Source organism: Streptomyces cynarae, from assembly GCF_025642135.1.
Lineage (GTDB): Bacteria > Actinomycetota > Actinomycetes > Streptomycetales > Streptomycetaceae > Streptomyces > Streptomyces cynarae.
In genome coordinates this window covers 534,073-545,713 of record NZ_CP106793.1, presented here as the reverse complement: position 1 = coordinate 545,713, position 11,641 = coordinate 534,073, and the positions used below count along the sequence as shown (strand labels likewise).

Genomic DNA, 11,641 nt, shown 5'->3' with positions numbered 1-11,641 from the left:
GGTCCCCTCTCCACTTCACCGCCTCGGCCGCCATCGGGACGGTGACATGGCGAGCGTTCACGCCATCTCGGCAAGGACTTGGCGGATCTACGGGCGGCTCAGGCCACTTCGCCCCGCTATGCGTGCGCAGGAGCGGTCACTTCCGCTTTGCCTGTCCCACCTGCACCGTAAGAGCATGTTCGCGTCATGCTGGGCTCGAGCAGAGAGACACCGGTACATGAAGCACGCTGCGCGCCACAGATGGATGGCTCTCCTTGTGCCCGCCGCGGCCCTCGCAGCCGCCGCGCCGTTCGTCGTCCCGGCTCTGGCAGGCGCCGTCCCCGCTCCGGCCGCACGGGCAGCCGCGCGGATCGACGACCGTCAGCAGGTACTCGACGCCGTCGCCGATCAGATCACTCAAGGGTTCTCCGAGTCCGACCGGGCGCGAATACCCGGCTTCGCCGACATAGAGGTCGACCCCGACCACAACCACCTGCGCCTGTACTGGAAGGGCACCCCACCCCAGCGGGTCCGGCACATCCTCGCCCATCTGCCCTCCGGGGTGACCGCCGAGGTCACCCCCGCCCGCTACTCCAAGGCCGAACTCCACGCGGCCCGCACGAAGTTGCTGCGCGGTCGCTCGTCGATGAACCTGCGGATCGCAGGGGTCGCGGCCCCCGTCCACATCACCAGCATCGCGCCGGCGGTGGACGGCAGTGGTCTGGAGGTCGGCTATGACAGCACAGCCGGTGGGGCGAACAGCCCCATGGCGGTCACGGAGGGAAACGTCTCCCGGCGGGTCGCGGCGGCCGCCGACCGGCTGGCGGGGTTGCACACCGTCGCGATACACCGGTTGCAGAGCGTGGACCTGAGCTCCCGGCAGCACGATCGCTCGCCCTGGACCGGAGCGTCGGCGCTGAGCAACCCCACCGGCGGCATCTGTTCCGGCTCCTTCAGCGTGAAGAACGCCGCGGGTCGGTACATGCTGATGTCCGCCTACCACTGCGGCTCGGCCGGCGGCGGCCGGTGGACCACCTGGTGGGGCGGCGACCCGGTCGGCACCACCGACGCCTCCCAGCGTTCCCCGCAGGACGACGTGGTGGGCATCAAGCCGGCGTCGCAGCGGGCCCGCGGCTGGCTCTATGACGGTCCTGCGAGCCGCACCGACGGTTACGCCAAACCCGTCGTCGGCTGGGGCCACAACAACGTCGGCGACTACGTGTGCACCGACGGCGCCAACGGCGGCGTGCACTGCGGTGTGCGGATCGCTCAGACCGACATCGGCGTCACCGGACCGAACCATGTCTACCGCCCCGATGTCGACCTCGCCTACGCCACCTCTGCGACTCCGGGCGGTGTCGCGGCGATCAACGGTGACAGCGGCGGACCGGTCTTCGCGAGCGTCCGCAACCACACAGCCGATGAGGCCCGCGGAATGATCACGGCGCTCGATCGGACGGTCACCTGCCCGCCCGCGTACAACCGGGACACCGTGCTCGATGGTCACCGCAGGACGCCGTGGTGCGTGGCCGGCGTGTATTACGTGCCGATCGGGCAGACCCTGCATGACATGCACTGGACGCTGGTCACGGGCTGACCCCCCGCGGACCGGCCGCGCCGATCCGCGATCCGCTCGGCCCATGTTTTGAGCACCCGACGGCGGTGACATCGCGGAGCTGCTGCCCGCCGCCGCCCTGTTCGCCATCTGGCGACCCGCCCCGCGACCCCGGCACCGCACGCTCGTCGCCGACCGTGGTCGCGGCAACGGTGACGGACATGTGTGCCCGGGCAGCAGCCCGGTTTCGCGAGTGCCAGGTATGGAACCCGGTCAACGGCCGGACTCCGGAGCCTTCGGATGGCTGGGGCGTGCGCGGAAAGGGAAAGGACCATGGATCACTCACGGGTTCCCGTCCTTGAGGCGTTGCAGGAATTCAGGCGTCGCGGGGACGTGGTCTTCGGTCCTCCCGGCCACAAGCAGGGCAGGGGCGTGGACCCCCGGGTGGCGGACATCCTGGGGATCGACGTCTTCCGCTCCGACGTACTGTCCCTCAACGGGCTGGACGACCGCCGCCAGTCGCAGGGCGTGCTCAGCCAGGCCCAGGAGCTCATGGCGGACGCGGTCGGCGCGGAGCAGGCGTTCTTCTCCACGTGCGGCAGCTCGCTGTCGGTGAAGACCGCCATGCTGGCCGTGGCCGGGCCGGGAGAGAAGCTGCTGCTGTCGCGCAACGCGCACAAGTCGGTGATCGCGGCCGTCGTCGTCAACGGCGTCGAGCCGATCTGGGTGCACCCGAAGTTCGACACCGACCGGCACATCGCCCACCCGCCCGAGTCCGACGACGTACGCCGCCGTCTGCGGGAGCATCCCGACGCCAAGGGAATGCTGCTGATCACGCCCACCGACTGGGGCACCTGCGCGGACATCCAAGGGGTGGCACGCGTGTGCCACAAGTTCGACGTCCCCCTGATCGTCGACGAGGCGTGGGGCGCGCACCTGCCGTTCCACCCGGGGCTCCCCGCCTGGGGAATGGACGCCGAGGCCGACCTGGTCGTCACCAGCGTGCACAAGATGGGCGGCGCGATCGAACAGAGCTCCGTGTTCCACCTGCAGTACGAGCGGGTGTCGCCGGAGGTCCTCAAGGAGCGGGAGGATCTGCTCGGCACCACCAGCGCCTCCTCCTTGATCTTTGCGGCGCTCGACGGCTGGCGGCGTCAGATGGTCGAGCACGGGCATGACCTCCTGGAGGCCGCGCTGCGCCGGGCGGAGCGCGTCCGGGCGGCCGTCGCCGACCTGCCGGGTCTGTGGCCGATGGGCCAGGAGGTCGTCGAGGAGGGCCTCGCCGCCGATGTCGACCCGCTGAAAATCGTGATCGACGTGCGGGACCTCGGCATCAGCGGTATGCAGGCCGCCGAGTGGCTGCGCGCCGAGCGCCATGTCGACGTCGGCGGCTCCGACATTTGCCGCATCAGTGCGTCCATCACCCACGCGGACGATGACGACACCGAGAAGATCCTCGTGGACGCCTTGCGAGCCCTCGCCGACGACAGCGACACCATCGAGCGGCAGCCGCCCGTGCACCTGCCCGAATCGTCGGAGCTGGAGCTGGAGCAGGCCGTCCTGCCGCGCGAGGCCTTCTTCGGTCCGGCGGAACACGTATCCGCTGAGCGAGCCGTGGGGCGGATCGCTGCGGAAATGATCAGCCCTTATCCGCCGGGTGTGCCCGCTGTGGCGCCTGGCGAGGTGATCACCGAGGCGGTTGTGGACTACCTTCGCAGCGGGGTCGCACACGGGGTTGGACTACTCCTCCAACACCCCCCTGTCGTCGACATTCGCGAGCGCCCAGCAGAACCAACTGCTCCTGCAGGAGATCAAGTGGGCAGCAGGGCAGTCCGGTCCGGGGATCCCACCGCCCGCGAACGTCACGGGCCCCATCCACGGGTACGGCGGCAAGTGCGTGGACGTCGCGGGCGGTGGCACCGCCAACGGCACGGCGATACAGCTCTACGACTGCAACGGCCCCAACGCGCAGAACTGGACCGTGGGCAGCGCCGGTACGCTCAGTGCGCTCGGCAAGTGCATGGACGTGACCTCGGCCGGCACGGCCAACGGCACCAAGGTGCAGTTGTACGACTGCAACGGGACGGGCTCACAGGTCTGGCAGCCCGGCGCCAACGGCTCCCTGGTCAATCCGCAGTCCGGCAAGTGCCTCGACGCGACCGGGCCCAGTTCGGCCAACGGCACCCGCCTGCAGATCTGGTCGTGCACCGGAGCGGCCAACCAGAGCTGGACCCTGCCCTCCTGAACACGCAGGCCCGGCGAGTCGGTGGGCTTGCCGGGCGCCGAAGGGCGCAGTCGGCCGTCAGCCCCGAGGAGTCGTCGTCCGGTTCCGGAAGATCGCGTCGGTTGCGGAGACTGGCTGTCCTCCTTCGCCGCGGAGCACCACCGGCTGTCCACTTCCCCGAGTCCGGATTCGTCCGGGTTCTCCAAGCCCAACTCCGCGACGCCATGGGCCTGGACGTGCTCCGCGTCTCTGTGCTGCGCCGGACCGGCGCCGAAGGCACGTACGAGCGGCGAAGGCGCGGCGGAGTTGGCGGGTGCGTCGGAGCGGACGGTGTGGCGGTGGCTGGCAGATGAGCGCCTGGGCGCAGCTGAGCGCCCACACCCGCACGGCCTGGACCGCACCGGCCGCCCCGCGTCGACCAGGAACGGCTGCGCTGGGCCTTCAGCCGCCTTGCCCGACCACCACGCTCTGGGCGAAGCGGAGCAGCTGAAGGCGCGACGGTCAGGTGATCGTTGCCGCTGAAGGTTGCTGATCAGCAAGTGCGTGTCATCGGAGTTCGAGAGGCGTGGAGCGCGGGACCGCAGTGCAGCAGCGGTGATCGTACGGCCGATCGATGTGATCGCTCGATCGGGAGTTCTTCCGTTCTCGCGCCCAAAGTGACGGATGCTCGAACGGACGGCGCGTGACAGGCGCCGTCCGGGTGTGCTGTGGGTGGGGGAGAGCATGACGCGAGAAGCGGGACGGCGCGGGGGCCTGGACGAGCAGGCGGTGCTTGTGGCCGGGTTGGCGGATCTGGCGGTGAGCACGCTGGGTTCGGCCGTGGGGACGGTGCGGGGACTGCTGCGCCGCTCGGACGCCGCGGAGCTGGCGGCGCAGGCCGAGAACGACCTCGCGGCGCGTGGGCGCCTGGTGCTGGACCGGTACGCGGCCGTCCCGCCGGCCCACCTGGAGGTCCTGGCCCGGCACGCCCTGGCTCGGAAGGCCGCTGATGAGGGGTGACCGGTGGGAGCCGGCCGCGTTCAAGATCCGCATTGATGAGGTGGTGCGCCGGTTCGTCGCCCAGGAGGCCGACCGGTTCGCCGAGATCGATCCGCTTCTGGGCCCGGTGGCCGAGCAACTGGAGGCCGCGGTCGCGGACGGCAAACGGTTGCGGGCGGCGTTCTGCTACTGGGGCTGGCGGGCGGTCGGGCAGCCGGACAGCGACGCGCTGGTGCGGGCGGCGGCGTCCATGGAGCTGGTGCACGCCGCCGCGGTCGTGCACGACGACCTCATCGACGACAGCCCGCTGCGGCACGGGCGCCCAGCGGCACATGTCGCTCTGCGCGGCGCCGTACGACGTCGTCCGCGAGCTGAGGCAGCCGCCAGGTCGCTGGCGATGCTGGTCGGTGACCTGCTGATGGCGCTGGCCGGGCAGTTGTTCGCCACCAGCGGCCTGCCCGTCGCCTACCTCGCCCGGGCCCGCCCGTTGTGGTCGGTGATGGCCCGCGAACTGGTCGCGGGCGAGTGCCTGGAGATCCTGCGTACGGGAGCCGACCTGGACACCGAGGCGTCGCTGAAGGTGATCCGCTACAAGACCGCCAAGTACACCGTCGAGCAGCCCCTGCTGATCGGCGGCGCCCTGGCCGGGGCCGACGCGCGGCTGCGTGAGGGCTACTCCACGTACGGGCTGCCGCTGGGCGAGGCGTTCCAGCTGCGGGACGACCTGCTCGGCCTGTTCGGAGACCCGGAACGCACCGGTAAGGCCAACACCGACGACGTACGCGGCCACCGTCCCACCGCGCTGCTGGCAGAGACCTGGCGCCTCGCCGGCGACGACGACCGTGAGAGGCTGCACGCCCTGCTGGGCCGTCGCCGCCTGGACGCGGACGCTCTGGACGCGGTCCGCGAGGTGATGCGCCGGCTGAAGGCACCCGACCGCGTCGAGGACATGATCAGTGCACGGGTCGAGGAGGCGCTCGACGCCCTCCACGACCTGAATGCACCCGCGCACGCCGACGCTGCCCTGACCGCGCTGGCGCAGTCGGCGGCGGACCGCCTCTCTTGACCCTTGCACCCGAGGCGGCACAACCCCGGTGCCCTCTCCGGCCGCTCGTGGACGATCCCCTGGAAGACAAGGAGCCCCGCCATGACCTGCACCGAGGCATCGATGGACGCCCTGCGGCAGGCCGGTGACGAACTCGCCGACGCCACCGTCGCCGCACTGTTCGAACGCGGCCAGGTGGGCACGTTCAACACCCTGATGCGCTACGTCTCCACCGCTGGCGCTCCCCTTCCGGAGGGGCTGCCAGACGTGGCGCGCGAGTACCTCGACGCCACCCGTGTCCCGCCGTCCTGGGTGGACTGGTCGGAGATGGAGAAGGCCCGGCTGTTCTTCATCGACAACAACGTGCACATCTCCACCGCGCTGTCCTTCGCCTCTATGCCCGCCTGCTACGTCGTCCCGCACGTGGCGAAACTGCTGTCGGCCACGCACGGGCTGAAGTACCCCTCCAAACGGATGGCGGAGACCGGCCAGTTCACCGTCTACCTGATGCAGCCCGACGCCTTCGAAGCCGGCAGCCGCTTCATCCCCGCCGCCCAGAAGGTCCGCCTCCTGCACGCCTCCATCCGCCACCACCTCAAGCGCGAGAACCGCTGGGACACCGAGTCGCTGGGGGTGCCGATCTGCCAGGAGGACATGATCGGCGGGCAGATGTTCTTCTCCCTGCTCGTCCTGGACAGCCTGCACCGCCTCGGCATCCACATGTCACAGGAGGGCGCGGAAGCCTACTACTACGCCTGGCGGGTGGTCGGTGCCATGCTCGGCGTCGACCAGGATGCCGTCCCCAAGACCCTCGACGAGGCCCGCCGGTTCCTCGACCTGTACATGATCCGGCACATGGGGCCCTCCGAGGAGGGCGCGCACCTGACCCGGCAGCTCATCGACCTCTACGAGGAGGTCGTCCCCGGTACCTTCTTCGACCCGATCGTCTCCGCCCTGATCCGCTACCTCATCGGCGACACGTGCGCCGACTGGCTCGACGTGCCGCACACCCCGTGGGACACCGCCGTCAAGGCCGTGCCTCACCTCCTCGGCGTCCTGGAGACCGTCGAGGACCGCTCCCCGCTCGGCGCCTGGGCACTGGACCGTCTCGGCCACCTCACCACCGTCTTCGAGCTGTCCTCCCTCACCCGCGGACGCGTCATGCACTACGCCATCCCCGAACAGCTCAAGGAGGACTACGGCATCTCTCGCGCGGTGCCCCGCACCCGCCGATGGACCCCACCGGCCGCCACAGTCTTTTGATCGCGACGCCGCTCGAACTTCGCCGACACACGCTCAAGGTGTTCGGTGACCCAGGACAAGGAGGCCCTGCCCGTCACCGGCGGCTCCAAGCAGGCTCAGCCGTGGAGGAAGGAGGCGACTTCGGAGAACGGTGTGGCGGTCTCGGGTGTGAAACGCCTGGTCTCGCCTCGGAAGGAGCGGACCTCCAGCCAACTCTGGGATGCCGCAGTCGGGAGGACGTCCAGTAGCGCCTTGAGGTCTGCGGATGTGAAGACCTTGAAGGTCTGCGTCCGCCGGTAGTTGGACGGCTGGACATCGAACCTGAGATCGACGACCGGCTGCGGCTGGCGGCTCCAGTCGCTGTAGGGCAGTGCACCGTGGCCGCGGATTCGCGCGTCGACGAGGACTTCCGGATCCGCGTCGCCGATCTCGCAGCCGAAGATGGGGAAGGCTGTCGCGACGCGAGCGGCGATTGCGGGATACGCGACGCAGGCTTGCCCGAGTGCCGGCGCACAGAACAAGGCGTGACTGAAGGGTCCCACCGGTGTCGACAGCGGTACCTTGTGGTGGGATCGCCCGTCGAAGGGCAGGTCGCGCCCGGCGCCGAGGACGGCCAGGAAGGACGACACGGCCGCGGGGTCATGGCACTGTCCGCGCACGGTGAAGCGAACGGCGCTGCGTCCCTGGTCCCGCAGCACGAAGTACTCGTGAAATCCCATCGGGTGATCCGGGGCATGGCTGCGGTGGTAGGTGTCGTCAAAGCCATCGACCGGCAGATACTCGGGGACCGGGGCATGCGGCTGGGTGCTTGACTTGATCACGTCGAGGACGGGCGTCTGTTGGTCAAGTTCGGCGACGTCAAACGGTCGCTCGACCTCGGCGAAGCCCTTGCGGAGCCATTCGTTGATCTTGCGGGAAGCGTGGCGGCCGGCGTGCTGTTCGTCGTCCAGCGTCGACGTGCTCGCCTTGCCGCCGGTGCCTGTCGTGCCCCAGCGGAGGAAGCATCGGATGCCTTCCTGGCGAATCTCCCGGTACTCGGTCTCAGCCCCCTGCAGGAGCTCGAATCGCCGCCAGCCCGTCAACAGTTCCTCCAGCGCATGGGAACAGGGGAGTGGCGCCGTGCAACCCCGGGCCGTCCTCCGGCCGACACGCTATCCGGTGACCGAGCCGGTGGTCCCCGCGCCTGGCGTCGTTCACGCCGCCGCAGCGACTGGTCGTCCGCCCCGGCGGATGTCTTCCGCGCTGCGGACACGCGCACGTTCGCGGCGTCGAGGTGTCAGGACGTCAGGGTGACGGGCGTTGTTGTTGCGCCATCGCAGGCAGGCGTGCAGGGCCCGGGCGTGGAGGGTCGTCACCAGCAACCAGACATGGGATGTTCACGGGTCGAAGCTGTAGAGGGGGAGTAGCGAACAGGCCATAGGAGAACGGGTGCGGGACGAAACGACGCAGAATTCGCCCCTGCGCCACCGTTCCGCGATTTCTGGCATTCATGGGATGTCCCAGACGGGGATCAGCGTGATATCTGTACGAGTGCGCTTGTGCGGCCGGCTCGGGTCGACGCTCTCGGTACAGGAGGGCCGGGGCAGACGGGACGTCGGACAGGCTCGGTGTTGTCAACGCTCACAGTGCAAGAGGCCCCCACCCACGCCGCTCTGCCAGTACGTCAGGCGGCCGCCGACGCCGACGGGACGGCACGACGGCCGAGCTGCTGACCAGAACGGCGTCAGCTCCATTGATTCAGCACTCAGCCGCAGAAGAGGACACCTGCATGAGAAAGTCTTGGATACTGAACCTGGTCACGCTTGTCACTGCCGCGCTCGGGGTGACGGCGGCAGCTGTGCCACCTGCCTCCGCCGCCTCCAACACGCCCTTACGGGTCATGCCGTTGGGCGACTCAATCACCTGGGGTGTGGGAAGCAGTACGGGCAACGGCTACCGGGGTCCGCTGTGGAACGAGCTTGCGGCGGACGGCCATCCGCTGGACTTCGTCGGCACCGGGCGGAACGGATCGATGTCCGACCCCGACAACGAAGGCCACTCCGGATACCGCATCGACCAGATCGCCGCACTCGCGGACGCCTCGCTGACCCGCTACCGGCCCAACGTCGTGACGCTGCATATCGGTACCAACGATCTCCAAGGGGCGTCCGAGGTCGACACCGCCATCGCCCGGCTGAGGTCGCTGGTCAACCAGATCACCGCCGACGTCCCCGACGCAACCGTCCTCGTCGCCTCCCTGGTCGTGTCCACCAGCAGCTCGGAGGAGCAGTTCCGGGGCGCGTACAACCAGGCCATCCCCCGAATCGTCAGCGACGCACAGGCCGCGGGCAAACACGTCGCATACGTCGACATGAGCAGCCTGACCACGGCCGACCTGGCCGACCCCCTGCATCCCAATGACGCGGGCTACCAGAAGATGGCGGACGCCTTCCACCGCGGCATCCAGGCCGCGGACGGCGCCGGGTGGCTGAGGAACCCCGCCCCCGCCCCCGCACGCGTGCAGTCCGGCATCGCCGGCAAGTGCCTGGACGTCAACGGCGCCAACACCGCCGACGGGACCGCCGTCCAGATCTGGAGCTGCAACGGCGCTGCCAACCAGCTCTGGTCGCTCTACACCGACGGCACCCTGCGCTCCATGGGCAAGTGCCTCGACGCCGCCGGCGGCAACACCGCCAACGGCACCAAGGTGCAGATCTGGGCCTGCCACGGCGGTTCCAACCAGGTCTGGCAGCCCTACAACGGCGGCTACCGCAACCCCGCCTCCGGCCGCTGCCTCGACGATCCGGGCTCCTCCACGGCCGACGGCACGCAGCTCGTGCTGTGGGACTGCAACGGCGGCTCCAACCAGAAGTGGACCACTCTGACCGCGGGATGACCCCCGCTCCCGGGACCGCCCCTTTTCGGGTTCCGGTCCCGGGAGAACATCGGTGGCGGACACCGCCGGATGCGGCGCCCGCCGTGGCCGGACTTCAGCGGCCCGGTCGCCTGACGGCGACACCCTGAGACGACCTCACGCACCGCGGCAGCGACCGGCTGATCGACCCTTTGTTCGCGTGCGGCGACGAGGACAGCATCCTGCAACGGCACAACACCTTCCAGACCGGCCCATCCGTCCCTCAGACGGCTACAGGGACACCAGCCCACCGTCATCACCGTCCGGGCCGTTGCCGTCACCTCTTCTGTTCCGGCAGAGCCTGATACGCGCGGATCGCAGCACAGCGACGTTGTCGGCCGCGTCCGACGACCCCCGGAGGGCGGGGCGGACGGACGACCCCGTGAGGGCGGGGCGGACGGTGGTGACGTAGGTGACCAGGCCTCCGATGGAGCCGGACAAGCCGATGAAGTAGCCCGTCTTGGTCAAGGCCCGCCAGGTCGTGGGCAGGGAGTATCTTGAACTCTCGCCGCAGGCGCCTTTTCGAGTCGCCCGCTGCCCCCAGCCAGGTGTGTGCCACCGCTGCCGTGTTGCGATTCCCGCCGACGAGACCCCACGGCGTGCTCGTGTGAGCCCTGTACGCGCCCCCGCCCTGGCGAGAAGACTGCGCTGGCAGGGCCGAGAGGTGGCCAGAACATGACCCCTCGGCTTCACGCCGCCTCTGAGGAAGGAAGGCTGCTGTGTTGTTGCGTCTGCCCACGTCGGTGTCCGATGCGCAGGCATGCTTGGCAGAAGGGGCAGTTCCCGTCGGCGGGGCGACGCTTGTCTGGGCCACATGGCAGCGCGACGGTTTTCCCGAACTGGCCATGTCCTTGCGGGACTTGCCCGAGGCCAACGTGCTGGGGCCGGAGACCGTCGGTGGCGCAGTCGTCCTACACCGGATGGACGAGCGGGTGCCGGACGTGCTGCGCCTGGCCGCCGCCTCGGTGGGTACCGGCGCAGTGCGGCGGACGGCGACCGTCGGTGGCAACCTCGTAGGCAGCGCGCTGCGTTGCCTGCTGCCTGCGGCCCTCGTGCTGGACGCCCGGGCTGTGGTGCTGGGGCCCGACGGAGTGCATGAGACAGACCTGGCCGAGCTGGTGGCCAAGCGTCCCGTTCTGCTCAGTCTGCACTGGCGTGAGCCGATCGCCTGTGCGTACCGCAAACTGCCGGGCGAGGCGGGCGGTCCGCCGCCCCTCGTCGTCGCTTCGGCGGTGCATTCCGACGACGATGGCCACCGCCTTCGTATCGCTGTGCGTGACGGCTACGAAGTGCTCAGCGCAGACGCCTCGTGCGGTTCCGACGTCGACGAGACACTGCACGCGCTGGGTTCGACGGCGGTCGGTGACCTTTCAGCCACCGCCCGGGAAGTCGTGCACTCACAAGTGGCCGCACTGGTGGGCGGTCCCGGCGCGAACTGATGCAGCAAGAGGCCGCTGGGGCTTCGTCTGCACCTCGCGGCTTACCGAGTGCCTCTGCCGGCCCGCTCCCGCCGGTGAACCCGGATGCCGCCATGCCTTTCGCCATGGTCTTCGGCGTCGGCCGATGCCGCAGAGGCTCGCCCGCCGTTGACGCTGCACTCCGGGCCTCACTGCATCAACTGTCGTTGCAGGCAGCCAGAATCCCCGCTGTCTCTCTCGGCGTTGGTCGCTCCGGAGAAGGGGGAAGGTCCTCCCCGGAGCCCGCGGTGGGCCGGGTTCCGAGCAG

General features: G+C 69.6%; 8 protein-coding genes and 2 pseudogenes. 8 read left to right on the top strand and 2 right to left on the bottom strand.

Features of this window, described 5'->3' with window-relative positions; genetic code table 11:
* The first annotated feature begins 244 nt into the window (after positions 1-244).
* The 6 genes and pseudogenes from N8I84_RS02800 (at position 245) to N8I84_RS02765 (ending at position 7,044) form a co-directional block, all read left to right on the top strand.
* Entirely contained in the window at positions 245-1,576 is a 1,332-nt protein-coding gene (locus tag N8I84_RS02800; protein ID WP_263227848.1) for a S1 family peptidase, read from the top strand.
* A gap of 291 nt (positions 1,577-1,867) precedes the next feature.
* Positions 1,868-3,271, top strand: a pseudogene (locus tag N8I84_RS02795) (aminotransferase class I/II-fold pyridoxal phosphate-dependent enzyme); the annotation flags it as partial.
* Positions 3,261-3,779 (top strand): annotated as a pseudogene (locus N8I84_RS02785) (ricin-type beta-trefoil lectin domain protein); the annotation flags it as partial. The pseudogenes N8I84_RS02795 and N8I84_RS02785, both read left to right, overlap by 11 nt.
* A gap of 702 nt (positions 3,780-4,481) precedes the next feature.
* Entirely contained in the window at positions 4,482-4,757 is a 276-nt protein-coding gene (locus N8I84_RS02775; protein WP_263227846.1) for a polyprenyl synthetase, read from the top strand.
* On the top strand, positions 4,747-5,802 hold the full coding sequence (locus N8I84_RS02770) for a polyprenyl synthetase family protein (RefSeq protein ID WP_263227845.1): 1,056 nt from the start codon (positions 4,747-4,749) through the stop codon (positions 5,800-5,802). The genes N8I84_RS02775 and N8I84_RS02770 overlap by 11 nt, the downstream gene beginning before the upstream one ends.
* An 81-nt stretch (positions 5,803-5,883) precedes the next feature.
* On the top strand, positions 5,884-7,044 hold the full coding sequence (locus tag N8I84_RS02765) for an oxygenase MpaB family protein (RefSeq protein ID WP_263227844.1): 1,161 nt from the start codon (positions 5,884-5,886) through the stop codon (positions 7,042-7,044).
* A 95-nt stretch (positions 7,045-7,139) separates the two neighbouring features.
* Here the strand turns inward: N8I84_RS02765 and N8I84_RS02760 are convergent, their stop codons facing one another.
* Positions 7,140-8,105, bottom strand: a complete 966-nt coding sequence (locus N8I84_RS02760; protein WP_263227842.1) for a WGR domain-containing protein — start codon at positions 8,103-8,105, stop codon at positions 7,140-7,142.
* Between the two features lie 686 nt (positions 8,106-8,791).
* Here N8I84_RS02760 and N8I84_RS02750 point away from each other — a divergent pair.
* Complete coding sequence (locus N8I84_RS02750; RefSeq protein WP_263227840.1) at positions 8,792-9,898, top strand: ricin-type beta-trefoil lectin domain protein; 1,107 nt, start codon at positions 8,792-8,794, stop codon at positions 9,896-9,898.
* A 249-nt stretch (positions 9,899-10,147) separates the two neighbouring features.
* Here N8I84_RS02750 and N8I84_RS02745 read toward each other — a convergent pair whose 3' ends face one another.
* Positions 10,148-10,384 carry a hypothetical protein gene (locus N8I84_RS02745; protein WP_263227839.1) on the bottom strand — a complete coding sequence of 79 codons (237 nt, stop codon included), beginning with the start codon at positions 10,382-10,384 and terminating at the stop codon, positions 10,148-10,150.
* A 251-nt stretch (positions 10,385-10,635) separates the two neighbouring features.
* Between N8I84_RS02745 and N8I84_RS02740 the strand changes: the two genes are divergently transcribed.
* On the top strand, positions 10,636-11,355 hold the full coding sequence (locus N8I84_RS02740) for an FAD binding domain-containing protein (protein ID WP_263227837.1): 720 nt from the start codon (positions 10,636-10,638) through the stop codon (positions 11,353-11,355).
* Positions 11,356-11,641 lie beyond the last annotated feature (286 nt).

Excerpts from the sequence above, each read along its gene's own strand:
- N8I84_RS02800 (WP_263227848.1), top strand. The coding sequence starts at position 245 with ATGGCTCTCCTTGTGCCCGCCGCGGCCCTCGCAGCCGCCGCGCCGTTC.
- N8I84_RS02775 (WP_263227846.1), top strand. The coding sequence starts at position 4,482 with ATGACGCGAGAAGCGGGACGGCGCGGGGGCCTGGACGAGCAGGCGGTG.
- N8I84_RS02770 (WP_263227845.1), top strand. The coding sequence starts at position 4,747 with ATGAGGGGTGACCGGTGGGAGCCGGCCGCGTTCAAGATCCGCATTGAT.
- N8I84_RS02765 (WP_263227844.1), top strand. The coding sequence starts at position 5,884 with ATGACCTGCACCGAGGCATCGATGGACGCCCTGCGGCAGGCCGGTGAC.
- N8I84_RS02750 (WP_263227840.1), top strand. The coding sequence starts at position 8,792 with ATGAGAAAGTCTTGGATACTGAACCTGGTCACGCTTGTCACTGCCGCG.